Raw genomic sequence first — 16,382 nt, forward strand, 5'->3', positions numbered from 1 at the left:
TTCGGCACATTGTACCGATCAGTACAACAAGCTAGGGGGATCCATGACGCTCGACAACGCACTGACCGGCGTGAACGACCACCTCCGCGGCGTGCTGCCGCCGGAGATCTTCGCCGTCCTCGAAGCGGACCGGCGCCGGGCCGCGACGGACTTCGCCGAGGTCGGCACCAAGATCGACGACTTCACCCTGCCGGCAGCCGATGGTGCGACGACGAGCCTGGGCCGGCTCGTCTCGGACGGGCCGGCGGTGCTCGTGTTCTACCGCGGCCAGTGGTGCCCGTACTGCAACCTGACCCTGCGCACATACCAGCAGGAAGTGCTGCCCGAGCTGGGGAAGTCCGGTGCGAGCCTGGTCGCGATCAGCCCGCAGCGGCCGGACGGCCCGGCGCCGGAGCTGGCGTTCCCGGTGCTGTCGGACGTCGGGAGCACGGTCGCGCGGGGCCTCGGCCTGAGCTACCCGGTGTCCGCCGTCGTGCGCGAGGCCATGGAGACGCTCGGCACCGACCTCGAAGCGGTCAACGGCACCTGGGAGCTGGTCCACCCGGCGGTCGTCGTGGTGGACCGGGACCGGGTGCTGCGGTTCGTCGACGTCCACCCGGACTTCGTCACGCGGACCGAACCGGCGGAGATCCTCGAAGCGGTCAAGTCGCTTTAGCGCCGCGCTTCACGCCGTAGGTGATCACCGAACCCAGGACCAGGGCGACGCCCAGGGAGAGCAGCACGCTGATCCCGGGTTCGGTGATGAGCCGGCCGCCCGCGTAGCCGAGGAAGGCCACGTAGGACGTCCAGAGCGTGACGCCGATGGCCGAAGCGGTGAAGAACTCCGCCATCGGCCACCGGAGCGAGCCGGCGAGCAGCGCGCCGACCGTGCCGCCCACACCGTCTTCGGGGGTCCGGGTGGCGGAGCCCCCGGCCCGGGGCGGAGCCCCGGATGTCATCGCAGCCAGCGGGCGATCACCAGCACGGGACGCGGGGTGGCGCTGCAGCCGCCCGTCGACCCAGCCGATGCCGGCGGCGATCTTCCGCCGCCGGCTCAGCCGGTTCAGCGCCGCCCGGCCACCGAACCGGCCGAGGGCGTAGAGCGCCTGGTCGGACGCCAGGCACCCGGCACTCGCCACGGCGATCACCAGGGCCGGCGAAGTCCCGCCCTGCGCCGCCGCGACGCCGATGCCGAGGAGCGTCACCTCGGTGGGCAGCAGCGATACGACGAACAGCACCAGCAGTACGGCCGTAGTCGCGTCCACAGGAACCCGACAGGCGGCCCACAGGTTCAGCGGTTGGCGCGGTTCACCGCCGACACGACCGCGCGCAGCGACGCCGTCACGATCGACGGGTCGACGCCGATGCCCCAGAACACGCGGTCCGAGATCGCGCACTCGATGTACGACGCCGCGCGTGCGTCGTCACCCGGGGAGAGCGTGTGCTCGCTGTAGTCCAGCAGGCGCAGGTCGAAGCCCACCGTGGACAGCGCGTCGAAGAACGCCGCGATCGGGCCGTTGCCGCTGCCGGTGACCTCGTGCTCGTCACCCTCCACGCGGACCGTCGCGGTGATGTCGTACTCGCCGTCACCGTTGTCGCGGACGTGCTGGCGGACCAGCTCCAGTGGCGTCTTCAGCTCCAGGTACTCGGCCGAGAACGCGTTCCACATCGTCGTCGGGTCGACCTCGCCGCCCGCGGAGTCGGTGTGGCGCTGGATGACCTTCGAGAACTCGATCTGCAGGCGCCGCGGCAGGTCGAGCTGGTGCTCGGCCTTCATGATGTAGGCGACGCCGCCCTTGCCGGACTGCGAGTTCACCCGGATGACGGCCTCGTACGTGCGGCCGACGTCCTTCGGGTCGATCGGCAGGTACGGGACCTCCCACGGGTGCTCCTCGACGGGTACGCCGGCCTTGTCGGCGGCGTCCTTCAGCGCGTCGAGACCCTTGTTGATCGCGTCCTGGTGGCTGCCGGAGAACGCGGTGAACACCAGGTCGCCGCCCCACGGCGAGCGCTCGGGCACCGGCAGCTGGTTGCAGTACTCGACCGTCCGCTTGATCTCGTCCATGTCCGAGAAGTCGATCTGCGGGTCGATGCCCTGGCTGTAGAGGTTCATGCCCAGCGCGACCAGGTCGACGTTGCCGGTGCGCTCGCCGTTGCCGAACAGGCAGCCTTCGATCCGGTCGGCGCCGGCCTGGAAGCCCAGCTCGGCCGCGGCGATGCCGGTGCCGCGGTCGTTGTGCGGGTGCAGCGACAGGATCACCGAGTCGCGGCGGGCCAGGTTGCGGCTCATCCACTCGATCGAGTCGGCGTAGACGTTCGGCGTCGCCATCTCGACGGTCGCCGGCAGGTTCAGGATCACCGGCTTCTCCGGCGTCGGCTGCCAGATCTCGGTGACGGCGTCGCAGACCTCGAGCGCGTAGGACAGCTCGGTGCCGGTGTAGGACTCCGGCGAGTACTGGAACCGGAAGTCGGTGTCGGGTTGCTTGTCGGCCAGCTCGACGACCATTTCGGCGGCCTGCGTCGCGATCTTCTTGATGCCTTCGCGCTCCTCGCGGAAGACCACGCGGCGCTGCAGGATCGACGTCGAGTTGTAGATGTGGACGATCGCCCGCGGCGCGCCTTCGAGGGACTGGAACGTCCGCTCGATCAGCTCCGGGCGGCACTGGGTCAGCACCTGGATGCTGACGTCGTCGGGGATGGCGCCTTCGTCGATGATCTCGCGGACGAAGTCGAAGTCCGTCTGCGACGCGGCCGGGAAGCCGACCTCGATCTCCTTGTAGCCCATGCGGACCAGCAGGTCGAAGAACTTGCGCTTGCGCGCGGGCGACATCGGGTCGATCAGGGCCTGGTTGCCGTCCCGCAGGTCGACGGCGCACCACAGCGGCGCGCGGTCGATGCGCTTTTCGGGCCAGGTGCGGTCGGGCAGGTCGATGTTCTCGACGACGTCGTACCAGGGGCGGTAGCGGTGCACCGGCATAGACGTGCCGCGCTGGGTGTTCCAAGCGGGCTGGTCAGCGGGCGCGGGACGAGAGGGCTTGCGGATCTTGCTCATGGGTTCGGGGGTGTCTCCAGCTCGACGGGTGCGACCGGCACCACGAAGCCCCGCGACGGGGAGCCGGTCCGGTCAGGCCCCGTCGCGGCAGCGAAGCAGGAGAGCACGCGCCACGGCTCCACCATAACCAGGCAACGCCGCCCGAGGGAAGCCGGGCGGCCCCTTCCCGGGGTTACCTGTGGGTAGCAATTGGACGGTCGCCGTGCGAAACTGCGGGCATGGCTGAGCACGCAGAGTCGTCGTCGGAGGAGACCGAGGTCTCGCGCCTGGCTCCCGTCGACTGGCGCAGGACCGGGGGCCGCGCCGCCTCCGCGGTGGCGTCGATCGTCCGCTGGGTAGGACTGGTCTTCGCGGCGTTCCTGGTGATCCACGTGATCTTCACGGTCGGCTCGGCCAACCCGGACAACGGCATCGTCTCGTTCGTGAAGTCCTGGGCGGACGGCCTGGCGCTGGGGTTCAGCGACCTGTTCACGCCGAGTGACGAAAAGCTGCGCGTGCTGGTGAACTACGGCATCGCGGCGATCTTCTGGCTCGTGGTGTCGGGCATCCTCGCGAAGGTGATCCGCCGGGTGGGCGGCGCTTCCTAACGCCGGGCCAGGCCTTCCCAGATCCGGGCCGCCGCGGCCTGCCGCGCGTGGTGCTCGCCGTCGGTGCTGCCGGTCGAGCCGCGCCGCAGCTGCCCGAGCAGGTCCATCGCGGTCGACGACGGCAGTTCGCGCAGCAGTTCGACGACGTCTTCGGCCGGTGAGTAGCAGAGCAGCCGGCCGTCGGCGAAGGCCTGCGGCTGACGGGCCGCCAATTCGCGCAGGTGGTCGAGGCCGAGCTGCGGCAGCACCCGGGCGGCGAGCGGCACGGGCATCTCGTGGAGGAGGCCGCTGATCTCCTCGAGGGGCAGGTACCGGAGCACGGCCGCGGCGTCGGGTGGAGCCAGCTTCGCCAATTCACGGTAGATCCCGGCGTAGCCGTTCTTGCGGATCCGGGCCAGCGGCTGCTTGCCGAGCTCGGCCATCAGGCGAACGGCGGTCCGGGCCGCCTCGGCCGGGCCCGGCCCGGAAGCGGCGGCCGGTCGCGGGGGTGGCTCGGGTGGCGGCCCGCCGGTGAAGATGACGTTCCCGTGCACCGCGCCGATCTGCCCGAAACTGCCCGTCGAGACGCCGGACGCCTCGTTGTGCACCGCTTCCCGCTCGTCCATCGGCCACCTCCTGCCGGTGAAGTCGCGGATCGGCGGACACGGTTACAGCGCCGGCTTGCCCCACTGGTCGGTGAACGCGAACTCCGCCAGCGGCACCCGCACCCGCTCGGCCTTCTCGCGCTCGATCCGCCAGTCCTCCTCCAGCACCTCGGGCGCGGCCGCCGACCCCACCGCGATCGCCACCTTCGGCGCCGCGTCCGGCGGCAGCGAGAAGGCGTCCCGCACCGCATCGGGCGAGAACCCCGCCATCTGGTGCGCGATCAGCCCGAGCTCCACCGCCTGCAGCACGAGGTTCTCCGACGCCAGCCCGAGCCCGTACTCCGCGTACGGGACGTCGCCCTTCTCGTTCGTCGTCACCACCACGCCGATCAGCAGCAGGCCCGCGCGGTGCGCCCACGCCCGGTTGCCCGAGTTCAGCGTGGCCAGGATCGCGTCGAACGCCGGGGTCCCGCGGACGCCCACCAGGTACCGGGCGGGCTGGGTGTTGCCGAACGACGGAGCCCAGCGGGCCGCTTCCAAGAGGGCTCGCACCTGTTCCGTCGTCACGCGAGCCGACTCGTCGTAAGCCCGCGGGCTCCACCGTTCGGCCAGCAGGGTCGCGATCGGGACGCTCGTCACAGCTGGCTTTCGCACGATCTCGACCATACCCAGGCGTGCGCTGCATCACTCGGGAGGAAGGGCTACGCGCATTTCGTTGGTGTTGCGGAAGATTTACTTCCGAGTGACCCACGCAAAGGGTCCGCCCCACGTCAAGAGGGTGGCGGGCCGTCCCAGCCCCGGTAGGCTCCTCTTCAAATCATGGGACGCGGGGGCTCTCCGGTGCCCACCAGGGAGCCGCCCGGCCCGCGAGGAGGTTCGGGCGTGGCCCTCGTGGTCCAGAAGTACGGCGGATCGTCGCTGGAAAGTGCCGACCGGATCAAGCGCGTCGCCGAGCGGATCGTCGCCACCAAGAAGGCGGGGAACGACGTCGTGGTGGTCTGCTCGGCGATGGGTGACACCACCGACGAGCTGCTCGACCTGGCGCAGCAGGTCAACCCGGCGCCGCCGGAGCGGGAGATGGACATGCTGCTCACCGCCGGTGAGCGCATTTCGAACTCGCTGGTCGCGATGGCGATCGCGGCTCAGGGCGCCGAAGCGTGGTCGTTCACCGGTTCGCAGGCCGGCGTCGTCACGACGTCGGTGCACGGCAACGCGCGCATCATCGACGTCACGCCCAGCCGTGTCACCGAAGCCCTCGAGCAGGGTTACGTCGCGCTGGTGGCGGGCTTCCAGGGGGTCGCGCAGGACACCAAGGACATCACCACGCTCGGCCGCGGCGGCTCGGACACCACCGCCGTCGCGCTGGCCGCGGCGCTCAACGCCGACGTCTGCGAGATCTACTCCGATGTGGACGGTGTGTACTCGGCCGACCCGCGGATCGTGCCGGACGCGAAGAAAATCGACGTCATCCCCTACGAGGAGATGCTGGAGCTCGCCGCGAGCGGCTCGAAGATCCTGCACCTGCGTTCGGTCGAGTACGCGCGGCGCTACGGCGTGCCGATCCGAGTCCGCTCTTCCTACAGTGACAAGCCGGGCACGACGGTGACCGGTTCTATCGAGGAGATCCCCGTGGAACAAGCCCTGATCACCGGTGTGGCGCACGACCGCTCCGAAGCCAAGATCACGGTCACCGGCGTGCCGGACCACACCGGTGCCGCGGCCCGGATCTTCCGCGTGATCGCCGACGCCGAAATCGACATCGACATGGTGCTGCAGAACGTGTCCAGCACCGTCTCCGGCCGCACCGACATCACGTTCACGCTGTCGAAGGCCAACGGCGCCAAGGCGGTCAAGGAGCTGGAGAAGGTCAAGGCGGAGATCGGTTTCGAGTCCGTCCTCTACGACGACCACGTCGGCAAGGTCTCGCTGGTCGGCGCCGGGATGCGCTCGCACCCCGGCGTGACGGCGACGTTCTGCGAAGCGCTGGCCAACGCCGGCGTCAACATCGAAATCATCAACACCTCGGAGATCCGCATCTCGGTGCTGATCCGGGACGCGCAGCTCGACGAAGCCGTGCGCGCGATCCACGAGGCGTTCGAACTCGGCGGCGACGAAGAAGCCGTCGTCTACGCGGGGAGTGGTCGCTGATGACCGAGGGACTGCGGGTCGGGGTGGTCGGCGCGACCGGCCAGGTCGGCGCGGTGATGCGCAAGCTGCTGGCGGAGCGGGAGTTCCCGATCGCCGAGCTCCGGTACTTCGCTTCGGCGCGCTCGGCGGGTTCGAAGCTGCCTTGGCGCGACACCGAAATCACGATCGAAGACGCGTCGACGGCGGATCCGTCCGGTTTGGACATCGCGCTGTTCTCGGCGGGCGGCTCGACGTCCAAGGCGCAGGCGCCGCGGTTCGCCGAGGCGGGCGTGACGGTGATCGACAACTCCTCGGCGTTCCGGATGGACCCGGACGTGCCGCTGGTCGTCAGCGAGGTCAACCCGCAGGCGATCAAGGAAGCGCGCAAGGGGATCATCGCCAACCCCAACTGCACCACCATGGCCGCGATGCCGGTGCTGAAGCCGCTGCACGACGAGGCCGGGCTGGTCCGCCTGATCGCGTCGACGTACCAGGCGGTGTCCGGTAGCGGGCTGGCCGGCGTCGACGAGCTGGCGGGCCAGGTCCGCGCGGCGGCCGAGCACGCGTCGCTGCTCACCCACGACGGAGCGGCGATCGACTTCCCGAAGCCGGCGAAGTACGTCCGCCCGATCGCGTTCAACGTCCTGCCGATGGCCGGGTCCATTGTGGACGACGGCGAGTTCGAGACGGACGAAGAGAAGAAGTTCCGCAACGAGAGCCGCAAGATCCTGAGCATCCCGGGCCTGGGCGTCTCGTGCACCTGCGTGCGGGTGCCGGTGTTCTCGGGCCACTCGATCTCGGTGAACGCGGAGTTCGCGCAGCCGCTGACGCCCGAGCGCGCGACCGAGCTGCTGACGCACGCGCCGGGCGTCGAGCTGTCGGAGGTCCCGACCCCCCTGCAGGCGGCGGGCAACGACCCGAGCTACGTCGGCCGCATCCGGGTGGACCAGGGCATCGAGGGCGGCCGCGGCCTGGCGCTGTTCATCTCGAACGACAACCTGCGCAAGGGCGCGGCGCTGAACGCGGTGCAGATCGCGGAGCTGATCGCGCAGCAGTGACCACAGTGGACAGCTGAAACTCACTTGGCGTTTCGCGGTGCTCAGGAGATCCTGGGCACCGCGAAAACATTTCCAGGGGAGGAAATCATGTACACCGCTGTCGACGGCGCCCGCGTCCCGATCCGGATGTGGGCGGATCCCGCGTCGGTCGAAGAGCAGGCCATGCGGCAGCTGCAGAACGTCGCCAACCTGCCGTGGGTGCACGGGCTCGCCGTGATGCCCGACGTGCACTACGGCAAGGGAGCGACCGTCGGCAGCGTCATCGCCATGCGCGACGCCGTCTCGCCCGCCGCCGTCGGGGTGGACATCGGGTGCGGGATGAGCGCCGTGCGGACGTCGCTCGCCGCGAGCGACCTGCCGGACGACCTCGGCAAGCTGCGCCGGCGCGTCGAAAGCGCCGTGCCGGTGGGGTTCGGGCTGCACAAGACGCCCGTCAACCCCGCGAAGGTGCACGGCGTCGGCGGCTGGGACGCGTTCTGGCGGGGCTTCGGCGAGCTGCACACCGGCGTCCAGGAGCTGCACGACCGGGCCGCGCGCCAGATCGGGAGCCTCGGGGGCGGGAACCACTTCATCGAGGTCTGCCTCGACGACGACGGCCGCGTCTGGCTGATGCTGCATTCGGGTTCGCGCAACATCGGCAAGGAGCTCGCGGAGCGGCACATGGCGGTCGCGCGCAAGCTGCCGCACAACGCCGACCTGCCCGACCGCGACCTCGCGGTGTTCGTCGCCGGCACGCCGGAGATGGCGGCCTACCGGCGCGACCTGTTCTGGGCGCAGGACTACGCGGCGCGCAACCGGGCCACGATGGTCGCGCTGGTGAAGCAGGCGCTGAAGGACGTCGTGCCGCAGACGACGTTCGACGACGCCATCTCCTGCCACCACAACTACGTCTCGGAGGAGACGTACGACGGTGTCGAGCTGCTCGTCACCCGGAAGGGCGCGATCCGCGCCGGATCGGGTGACCTCGGGATCATCCCGGGCAGCATGGGGACCGGTTCGTACATCGTCCGCGGGCTCGGGAACGACTCGTCGTTCCAGTCGGCGTCGCACGGCGCCGGCCGCCGGATGTCCCGCACCAAGGCCAAGAAGCTGTTCACGGCCGACGACCTCGCGGCCCAGACGGCCGGCGTCGAGTGCCGCAAGGACTCCGGCGTCGTCGACGAGATCCCGGCCGCGTACAAGGACATCGATTCGGTGATCCGGGCGCAGACGGACCTGGTCGAGGTCGTCGCGCACCTCAAGCAGGTGGTCTGCGTCAAGGGCTGACCGGTACCTTGGCGCCATGACGAGGGGTGGAACGACGGCCGCGTTGCTGGCCGGGGCCGCACTGCTGCTGAGCGGGTGCGCCGAGGTCGGCAACGCGGTCGACCAGGGGTCGAGGACGGCGGACAAGGTGAGCGCCTGCACGGAGGCGCTCGGGCTGGCGGACCTGAACCCGCTGGTCGACCCGGACAAGCTCAAGGCGCGCGCCGCGGACAAGGAGAAGCGGCTGCGCGAACTGGCCGCGAACGTCCAGGACCAGGACGTGAAGAACGCGCTGCTCGGCATGGCGGGCTCGTACGTCGAGGTGCAGAAGGAACGCATCGAGGACGCCGGCGTCGTGGCCCGGTGGGTTCAGCGCAACGTCACGAAGCTCGACGCCCTCCGCGCGGCCTGCGGCTGACCGCGGCGGGCAGGCTAGCTCTCCGCCAGTGCCGGCACCGGCTCCGCGGTCGGGTCCACCGTGCGGGTGTGGCGGCGCAGCAAGCCCGCCGCCGCGATCACCAGACCGCCGAGGCCCGCCGCCGCGAAGCCCCACGCCGGGCTCGAGTGATCGATCGCGAAGCCCACGAACGGGCTGCCCAGGGCCAGGCCGAGCCGGGTCGACGCGTCCTGCAAGCCCATCGCCTCCCCGCGGACCCGGGGCGGCGCGATCCTGCTGACCGTCTCCGTGGTCGCCGCCAGGGTCGGGGCGCACAGCAGGTTCGTCGGGATCAGCACCAGCATCAGCAGCCACCACGGCTGGTCGGCGAGCCCGACCGGCACCACCAGCAGCGCCATCAGCAGCATCAGCACGCCCTGCGGCAACGACCGCTTGACCGCGCCGTGGACGATGCCGCCCAGGATCGATGCCGCGCACATCACCGCGATGACCAGGCCGGTCACGCCGATGTCGCCGTTCGCGCGCAGGGCCGCCAGCGTCGCCAGCTCGGTGCCGACCAGCACGAACAGCGCGCCGCCCGCGATCAGGAGCGTGGCCACCAGCTGCCAGGACAGCCAGGTGCGCAGCTTCGGCCGGACGCCGTCGACGACCGGCTCGAGGTCGTCGCGGATCGGCGGGTCGACCAGCCAGATCAGGAACGCCGTGCCGCCGAACAGGACGCCGAGCGCGCTGAGCGTGAACGTCGGTGAGAGCGCGGTCATCGCCGCGATGCCGGCCGCCGGGCCGATCATGAACGTCGCTTCGATCGAGATCGTGTCCAGCGAGTACGCCGCCCGCCGCTCGGCCACCGGGACGAGCGCGGCCAGCACCTGCCGGGCCAGCGAGCCCGCCGGCACCGAGAGCGCGCCGGCCGGGATCGCGACCACGGCCAGCGCCGCGTACGGCAGGTGCGGTGCGGCGATCCAGAACGCCGTCGTGGCGAGCCCGCAGACCGCGACGACCGGGCGCAGCCCGTACCGGTCCAGGAACCGGCCGAGCAGCGGCGCGCCGAGGGCCATCCCGAGGGTGACGCCGGCGCCGACCAGCCCGGCGGCGCCGTAGCCGCGGCCGAGCCCGGTGACGATGTACAGCGTCATCATCACGCCGTTCATGGTCATCGGCAGCCGCGCCAGGAACATCAGGGCCATGGTCGAGGGGACGCGGGGAACGGCGAGGACCCGGCGGTAGGGCTGCAGCGGCACGTCCCCGATGAGAACCCAACCTGGTACGCGCGTGCAACAAAATTTCGACACTGGTGCTCGATAATTTTGAGAGCTACTCTCATTTGGTAGCACCTATTAAATGGGGGTCGCTATGACTCAGCTTTATCCACGCAGGTGGTGGGCACTCGGTGCGCTCGCGGTGAGCCTGCTGACCGTCGGGCTCGACCTGACTGTGCTCAACGTCGCCGTGCCGACGCTGGCCGTCGACCTCGGCGCCACGACGACGCAGCTGCAGTGGTTCGGCAACGCCTACACGCTGGCGCTCGCCGCCCTCCTGCTCCCGGCGGGCCTGCTCGGCGACCGCTTCGGCCCGAAGAAGCTCCTGCTCGGCGCGCTCGTGCTGTTCGGGCTGGCTTCGCTGGCGTGCGCCTACGCCGGTTCGCCGGGCGCGCTGATCGCCGCCCGGGTCGTGCTCGGCGTCGGCGCCGCGTTCCTCATCCCGCTGTCGCTCTCGCTGCTCAACACCCTCTTCCCGCCCGAAGAGCGCGCGAAGGCGCTGACGACGTGGGTGCTGGCGACGTTCGCCGGCATCCCGCTCGGGCCGCTGCTCGGCGGCTGGCTGCTCGACCACTTCGCGTGGGGCTCGGTCTTCCTCGTCAACGTCCCGCTGACGGCCGTCGGGGTGGCCGCGGTGGTGTTCCTCGTGCCGCTCACGCCGGGGTCGGGCCGGGGCCGCGTCGACCTCGCGGGCATCGCCCTCTCGGCCGCCGGGCTGGTCGCGCTCACCTACGGCTTCGTCCACGCCGGCGAGCACGGCTGGGCCGACCCGGTGACCTACGGCCTGATCGCGCTCGGCGTCGCGCTCGTCGCGGTGTTCTGCCGGACCCAGACGCGGGTGGCCGCGCCGCTCACCGACCTCGCGCTGTTGCGCGAACCCCGGTTCGTCTGGGGCGCGGTGCTCGCCACGGTGGTGTCCTTCGCGCTGATGGGCTTGATGTTCGTGCTGCCGCAGCTGTTCCAGGCCGTGCAGGGCGCCGACGCGCTGCAGACCGGGCTGCGGCTCCTGCCGCTGATCGGCGGGATGCTGGTCTCGGCCAAGATCGCCGAGCGGCTGGTCGCCGCGGTGGGCGTGCGGGTGGTCGTCACCGGCGGGTTCCTGCTGCTCGCGGTGGGCCTGGCCTGGGGTTCGGCGACGGCGCCGTCGGACGGCTACGGCGGCACGGCCGGCTGGGAGGTCGTCATCGGCCTCGGCACCGGGTGCACGCTGCCGCCGCTGATGTCGATGGCGATGGGCGCGCTCACCGAGGGCCGCTCGGGCGCCGGCTCGGCGCTGATCCAGGTGCTGCGCCAGGTCGGCGGCACCATCGGCGTCGCGGTGCTGGGCACGGTGCTCAACGGCGTCTACCGCGACGGCGTCGGGGTGGCGGGCCTGCCCGGGCCGGTGGCCGACGCGGCGCGGGGCAGCGCGTCCGCCGCGATCGCCGTCGCCGGGAAGCTCCACCTGCCGGGGCTCGCCGAGTCCGCGCGGGTCGCGTTCACCGACGGCATGGCGGTGACGCTGTGGGTCTGCGCCGGGCTCGGCGTGGCCGGCGCGCTGCTGGCGGCGCTGTTCCTGCCCGGCCGGGCGGCCGCGGAGGTGCAGCCGCGAGAATCGGGGCATGACGTCGTCGCCATCTGAACCGCAGGGACTGCGCGAACGGAAGAAGGCCAAGACGCGCGCCGCGATCCAGCGGCACGCGTTGCGGCTGTTCCACGAGCGGGGCTACAGCGCGACGACGGTCGACCAGATCGCGGCCGCGGCGGAGATCTCGCCCAGCACCTTCTTCCGGTACTTCCCGACGAAGGAGGCGACGGTGCTGTACGACCCCTTCGACCCGCTGCTCATCGCCGCGGCGCTGGCGCAGCCGGCCGAGCTCAGCCCGATCGGCGCGCTGCGGGCGACCGTGACCACCATCCGCGAGGTGCTCCCCGCCGACGAGTGGGAGCGTGAACGCCAGCGGCAGCGGCTGGTGCTGCGCGAACCCGAGCTGCGCACGGCGGCCATGGACAAGTTCGCCGAGGGGATCGACCTGCTGGCCGGGTTCGCCGCGCAGCGCACCGGCCGCGAGCCGGGCGGCTTCGAGGTCCGCAACTGGGCGGGCGCGGTGGTCGGCGTCGTCCTGGCCGCGTTCCTGGGATCGGCGGCGGATCCCGAGGCGGACACGCTGGCCGTGCTCGACGAAGCCGTTGCCCACCTGGAAGAGGGTTTGCCGCTCTGAATCGGCGAATCGCCTTCGCATCTGCGCGCTGACCTGTGTGGGTGGCGGCGCGAACGTGGGGGGACACCCCGTCTGGAGCAGTCAGGACACGCGGTCCGACGGAGTGATGAAGCCAAAAGATCACCGTTTACACCCGTGTAGGTGCCCCAATCGTTCCATAGTGGACAGTGATCACCGCTGAGTGACGATCGTGCTCGGCAAGGGTGATCTTCAGGGGGAGGGGCAAGCTTTCGACGTTAATCAGATGCGGGCCAGTTCGCCTTTTCCGGATCCGGCACGTAAGGGTTAGAAAACATCTCGAACCGGTGATCGGGTGGCTTATCTCCGATACGGCGGGTATCGATTTAACCCGTCAGGTCTCCCGAGGCCAGGAGGTAAAAAATGAAAGGCAAGATCGGGCGGGTCATCGCCCTGGTAGCCGCCGGCAGTCTGCTCGCGGTCGGAACGGCGGGTATGGCGTCGGCGAGCCCGGACGGGGGCAAGGGTTCCTCCAGCACCCAGGCCCTCGCCGCACAGGTGCTCCAGATGCGTGACGACCTCACCAAGGTGGCCTACGCGGGCAACGTCGGTGCCACGCGCGGCGACCTCGGGCAGTTCAGCCCGGTGCTCGCGGACATCGCGGCCGGCAAGCGCTACACCGTCCAGACCGACACCGAGCAGCTCGCCGGCCTGGCCAAAGGCCGGGCGGACGAGTCCAGCAGGCTCCTGACCGACCCGACGGCGAAGGCGCGCCAGCTGCCGCCGCTGCCGTTGCCCATCCCGTCGCTGCCCGACTTGCCCGGGCCGTTGAAGATCGTCAGCGACCTGGTGAAGGCGCTGCTCGCGGCCGTCACCGGAATCCTCGGCGGCCTGCTCGGCGGGCTGCCCGTACCGCCGCTGCCGGTGCCCCCGCTGCCCGCACCGGCGGGCTGACTCCGGCCACGGGAAACAGGGGGATCCGGAGCCCGGCGCGGACATTTCTCCGCGCCGGGCTCCGGATTCGGTTCAGCCCTTTCCGGCCAATCCCTGTCGCAGCGCGCCCGCGGTTTCGGCCAGTGCTTCGCGAAACCGCGTGCCGACGCCGGTGAAGTTGATGAACCCGTGGATCAGGTCCTCGTGCCGGCGCAATGCCACCTCGACGCCCGCCTCGCGCAGCTTCTCCGCGTACGCCTCGCCTTCGTCGCGCAGCGGGTCGAACCCCGCCGTGACGACCAGTGCCGGCGGCAGGCCGCTCAGGTCGTCCGCGCGCAGCGGGGAAAGCCGCGGGTCGGTCAGGTCGCTGCCCTCCGGCACGTAGTGGCCTTCGAACCACTTCATGTGCACGTCGGTCAGGAACAGGTTCTCGGCGAACAGGTCCTGCGAGCGGTACCGGTGCGCGAAGTCCGTCGCCGGGTAGATCAGCAGCTGGAACGCCGGCGCCGGGCCGCCGCGCTTGACCGCCTGCTGCGCGGTGACGGCGGCGAGGTTGCCGCCCGCGCTGTCCCCGCCGACGGCGATCCGCGCCGGGTCGGCGCCGAGGTCGCCCGCCTTCGCCACGGCGTAGTCGAACGCCGCCAGCGCGTCGTCCGTCGCCGCCGGGAAGGGGAATTCCGGGGCCAGCCGGTACTCGATCGACAGCACCCGCACCCCGGCGTGCTTGGCCAGGAAGCGGCAGGCGTTGTCGTGGCTCGCGCGGGTGCCGATCACCCAGCCGCCGCCGTGGAAGAACACCAGCAGCGGCGACTTCTCGGGCAGCCCGACGGGCGTGTAGAGCGTCGCCGGCAGTCCATCCATGCCCCCGCCGCCACCCTCAACGGAGGAGCTGCGCTCCGCTGATCGATTCCCGTCCAGCGTCGGCACATCCAGCTCGCGCGCTGAGACGGGCTCGACCGGCCGGCCGCTGACCAGGTGCCGGCCCACGTCGAGCAGGGCCCGCGACTGCTCGACCGACCCGCGCACGAGCTCGGCACGGGCGATCTTCTGCAGCCGGAGCAGCAGCTGGGCGTCGAGCGCGAGGTCCTGGCCGTCGATGCGGACGGTCCGGCCCGCCGCCGCGCGCCGGACCGGCGCGGGCAGCCAGAACGCCAGCTGGGACGCGGCCGCCTGGACGCGGACCGGGAGCGGGATCGCCATGGGTTCCTCCTGAGCTTCGGTGCCGCCCCGGACGTTACTTGTCAGTAGGTAACAGGTCCAGGTGTGACCGGGACCTCGGTCCCAGAGTCTGGTCCTCCAGTTAAGTGGAGGGGTTAGCCTGGAAAACGTGACTTCAGCCAGGACGCTCAACGTGCTCGGGATCGGCGGCTCGCTGCGGGAGGGCTCGCAGTCCGAACGCGCGCTGCAGATCGCGCTCGGCGGCGCGGCCGAAGTCGGTGTCCGGACCCGGCTGCTGACCGGCCCGGACCTGGTCCTCCCGTTCTACGACGCCGGCGTGCCGGAGCGCGACGAACGCGCCACGCGGCTCGTCGAAGCCATCCGGGAGGCGGACGGGATCATCGTCGTCTCGCCCGGTTACCACGGCGCGCTGTCCGGCCTGGTCAAGAACGCCTTGGACTACGTCGAAGACCTGCGTGACGACCGCCGCCCATACCTCGACGGCCGCGCGGTCGGCCTCGCCGCCGTCGCGTACGGCTGGCAGGCCGCGGTGACGACGCTGGAGCAGCTGCGCACGATCACGCACGCGCTGCGCGGCTGGGCCACCCCACTGGGTGGTTCGATCAACTCGGCCGAGACCAAGTTCGACGAAGGCGGTGGCGCGTCGGACGAGAAGAGTGTCCGGACGCTTCGCCTGATCGGGCGGCAGGTCGCCGAATTCGCGGTGACGCGCACCGCTTGACGTTTTCACCCGGGTGGGTCCGGGGTAGTCGATGAACGTGACGCCTGCCATGTGCGGGCACTGTTCCGCGGGTGCGGGATGTTGTGCCCAGTGAGACGCTCGATCGAAGAGCATCCAGAGCAGAAGGCGGGCTGAGCATGGGTCAGGCGATCTACACCGCGGTGGCGACGGCTCGCGGCGACGGCCGCAACGGCGAGGTCACGTCGTCGGACGGCGTCATCGACGAATCGCTGGCCATCCCGAAGGAGATGGGCGGCCCGGGCGGGGACAAGACCAACCCCGAACAGCTCTTCGCCGCCGGCTACTCGGCCTGCTTCCACAGCGCCCTGCAGCTGGTCGCCCGCCAGGCCAAGGTCGCGCTGGCCGACTCGACGGTGACCGCGGAGGTGAGCGTGCTCAAGCAGGACGTCGGCTTCGGCCTAGGCGTCGCGCTGAACGTGTCGCTCCCGGGCCTCGAGCAGGCGCAGGCCGACCAGCTGGTCGAGCAGGCCCACCAGGTCTGCCCGTACTCCAACGCGACCCGCGGCAACATCGAGGTCGCGCTCTCCGCCACCGTCTGATCCCCCGTCGTCGAACCAGTCCGAGGAAAGGACCACCAGAGATGAGCAAGTCTCCGATCAAGAGCCCGCTTTCCGAGGCCGACAAGGAGATCACCGGCAACGCCCTGCAGGCGACGCTGGTCGACTTGGTCGACCTGTCCCTCATCGCTAAGCAGGCGCACTGGAACGTCGTCGGCGCGAACTTCCGCAGCGCGCACCTGCAGCTCGACGAGCTGGTCAACACCGCGCGCCAGTACGTCGACGAGGTCGCCGAGCGCGCCAACGCCATCGGCGTCTCGCCGAACGGCAAGGCCAAGACCGTCGTCGAGAGCTCGGGCGCGCCGGACTACCCGGACAACTGGCAGTCCGTCGAGTCCACGGTCGCCGCGGTCGTCGACATCCTCTCGACGCTGATCGAGCGGCTGCGCGCCCGCATCGACGAGACCGACAAGAGCGACCTCGTGACGCAGGACCTGCTGATCGAGATCACCCGCGCGCTCGAAGAGGCGCACTGGATGTGGCAGGCGCAGCAAGCCTGACTTTTTTATCGCCACGAAAGGGCC

18 protein-coding genes are annotated in these 16,382 nt (G+C 70.7%); 12 read left to right on the forward strand and 6 right to left on the reverse strand.

Going from position 1 to position 16,382, the window contains the following annotated elements; translation table 11 throughout:
* Positions 1 to 43: 43 nt before the first annotated feature.
* Positions 44 to 655 carry a peroxiredoxin-like family protein gene (locus MUY14_RS39280; protein WP_247017198.1) on the forward strand — a complete coding sequence of 204 codons (612 nt, stop codon included), beginning with the start codon at positions 44 to 46 and terminating at the stop codon, positions 653 to 655.
* Here the strand turns inward: MUY14_RS39280 and MUY14_RS39285 are convergent.
* Both MUY14_RS39285 and leuA read right to left on the reverse strand, forming a co-directional pair.
* Complete coding sequence (locus MUY14_RS39285) at positions 642 to 1,217, reverse strand: DedA family protein (RefSeq protein ID WP_315863240.1); 576 nt, start codon at positions 1,215 to 1,217, stop codon at positions 642 to 644. The two genes, MUY14_RS39280 and MUY14_RS39285, sit on opposite strands and share 14 nt — an antisense overlap.
* Positions 1,218 to 1,270: 53 nt before the next feature.
* Positions 1,271 to 3,031 (reverse strand): 2-isopropylmalate synthase, encoded by a 1,761-nt coding sequence (gene leuA, locus MUY14_RS39290; protein WP_247017202.1) that lies wholly within the window; start codon positions 3,029 to 3,031, stop codon positions 1,271 to 1,273.
* Between the two features lie 218 nt (positions 3,032 to 3,249).
* On the opposite strand from leuA, the gene MUY14_RS39295 reads away from it, so the two are divergent.
* A complete protein-coding gene (locus MUY14_RS39295) occupies positions 3,250 to 3,618 on the forward strand; it encodes a hypothetical protein (protein WP_247017204.1) in 369 nt (122 codons plus the stop codon).
* Here MUY14_RS39295 and MUY14_RS39300 read toward each other — a convergent pair.
* Positions 3,615 to 4,223, reverse strand: a complete 609-nt coding sequence (locus MUY14_RS39300; protein WP_247017206.1) for a hypothetical protein — start codon at positions 4,221 to 4,223, stop codon at positions 3,615 to 3,617. The two genes, MUY14_RS39295 and MUY14_RS39300, sit on opposite strands and share 4 nt — an antisense overlap.
* Before the next feature lie 42 nt (positions 4,224 to 4,265).
* The gene (locus MUY14_RS39305) at positions 4,266 to 4,856 is read right to left on the reverse strand and encodes a nitroreductase family protein (protein WP_247017208.1); all 591 of its coding nucleotides are present in this window, start codon (positions 4,854 to 4,856) and stop codon (positions 4,266 to 4,268) included.
* A gap of 228 nt (positions 4,857 to 5,084) precedes the next feature.
* Here MUY14_RS39305 and MUY14_RS39310 point away from each other — a divergent pair, with 228 nt between their 5' ends.
* From MUY14_RS39310 to MUY14_RS39325, 4 genes are all read left to right on the forward strand, one after another.
* The gene (locus MUY14_RS39310; RefSeq protein ID WP_247017210.1) at positions 5,085 to 6,350 is read left to right on the forward strand and encodes an aspartate kinase; all 1,266 of its coding nucleotides are present in this window, start codon (positions 5,085 to 5,087) and stop codon (positions 6,348 to 6,350) included.
* On the forward strand, positions 6,350 to 7,387 hold the full coding sequence (locus tag MUY14_RS39315; protein WP_247017212.1) for an aspartate-semialdehyde dehydrogenase: 1,038 nt from the start codon (positions 6,350 to 6,352) through the stop codon (positions 7,385 to 7,387). The genes MUY14_RS39310 and MUY14_RS39315 overlap by 1 nt, the downstream gene beginning before the upstream one ends.
* Before the next feature lie 87 nt (positions 7,388 to 7,474).
* Entirely contained in the window at positions 7,475 to 8,653 is a 1,179-nt protein-coding gene (locus MUY14_RS39320) for an RtcB family protein (protein ID WP_247017214.1), read from the forward strand.
* Between the two features lie 16 nt (positions 8,654 to 8,669).
* Entirely contained in the window at positions 8,670 to 9,050 is a 381-nt protein-coding gene (locus MUY14_RS39325; protein ID WP_247017216.1) for a hypothetical protein, read from the forward strand.
* Positions 9,051 to 9,064: 14 nt separating this feature from the next.
* Here MUY14_RS39325 and MUY14_RS39330 read toward each other — a convergent pair whose 3' ends face one another.
* Positions 9,065 to 10,216, reverse strand: a complete 1,152-nt coding sequence (locus MUY14_RS39330) for an MFS transporter (RefSeq protein WP_247025463.1) — start codon at positions 10,214 to 10,216, stop codon at positions 9,065 to 9,067.
* 214 nt (positions 10,217 to 10,430) lie between these two features.
* On the opposite strand from MUY14_RS39330, the gene MUY14_RS39335 reads away from it, so the two are divergent.
* The 3 genes from MUY14_RS39335 to MUY14_RS39345 all read left to right on the forward strand — a co-directional run bounded on the left by MUY14_RS39335 (position 10,431) and on the right by MUY14_RS39345 (position 13,401).
* Positions 10,431 to 11,909, forward strand: coding sequence for a DHA2 family efflux MFS transporter permease subunit (locus MUY14_RS39335; RefSeq protein ID WP_247017218.1), 1,479 nt, complete (start codon positions 10,431 to 10,433; stop codon positions 11,907 to 11,909).
* The gene (locus MUY14_RS39340; protein ID WP_247017220.1) at positions 11,890 to 12,489 is read left to right on the forward strand and encodes a TetR family transcriptional regulator; all 600 of its coding nucleotides are present in this window, start codon (positions 11,890 to 11,892) and stop codon (positions 12,487 to 12,489) included. The genes MUY14_RS39335 and MUY14_RS39340 overlap by 20 nt, the downstream gene beginning before the upstream one ends.
* Positions 12,490 to 12,870: 381 nt before the next feature.
* Complete coding sequence (locus tag MUY14_RS39345; protein WP_247017222.1) at positions 12,871 to 13,401, forward strand: hypothetical protein; 531 nt, start codon at positions 12,871 to 12,873, stop codon at positions 13,399 to 13,401.
* A 72-nt stretch (positions 13,402 to 13,473) separates the two neighbouring features.
* Here MUY14_RS39345 and MUY14_RS39350 read toward each other — a convergent pair whose 3' ends face one another.
* Entirely contained in the window at positions 13,474 to 14,580 is a 1,107-nt protein-coding gene (locus MUY14_RS39350) for an alpha/beta hydrolase (RefSeq protein WP_247017224.1), read from the reverse strand.
* Between the two features lie 151 nt (positions 14,581 to 14,731).
* Here MUY14_RS39350 and MUY14_RS39355 point away from each other — a divergent pair, with 151 nt between their 5' ends.
* The 3 genes from MUY14_RS39355 to MUY14_RS39365 all read left to right on the forward strand — a co-directional run bounded on the left by MUY14_RS39355 (position 14,732) and on the right by MUY14_RS39365 (position 16,358).
* Positions 14,732 to 15,280 carry an NADPH-dependent FMN reductase gene (locus MUY14_RS39355; RefSeq protein WP_370973042.1) on the forward strand — a complete coding sequence of 183 codons (549 nt, stop codon included), beginning with the start codon at positions 14,732 to 14,734 and terminating at the stop codon, positions 15,278 to 15,280.
* A gap of 137 nt (positions 15,281 to 15,417) precedes the next feature.
* Positions 15,418 to 15,840, forward strand: a complete 423-nt coding sequence (locus tag MUY14_RS39360) for an organic hydroperoxide resistance protein (protein WP_247017228.1) — start codon at positions 15,418 to 15,420, stop codon at positions 15,838 to 15,840.
* A gap of 41 nt (positions 15,841 to 15,881) precedes the next feature.
* The gene (locus tag MUY14_RS39365; RefSeq protein WP_247017231.1) at positions 15,882 to 16,358 is read left to right on the forward strand and encodes a Dps family protein; all 477 of its coding nucleotides are present in this window, start codon (positions 15,882 to 15,884) and stop codon (positions 16,356 to 16,358) included.
* The last annotated feature ends 24 nt before the right edge of the window (positions 16,359 to 16,382 follow it).

It is taken from the genome of Amycolatopsis sp. FBCC-B4732, assembly GCF_023008405.1.
GTDB lineage: Bacteria > Actinomycetota > Actinomycetes > Mycobacteriales > Pseudonocardiaceae > Amycolatopsis > Amycolatopsis pretoriensis_A.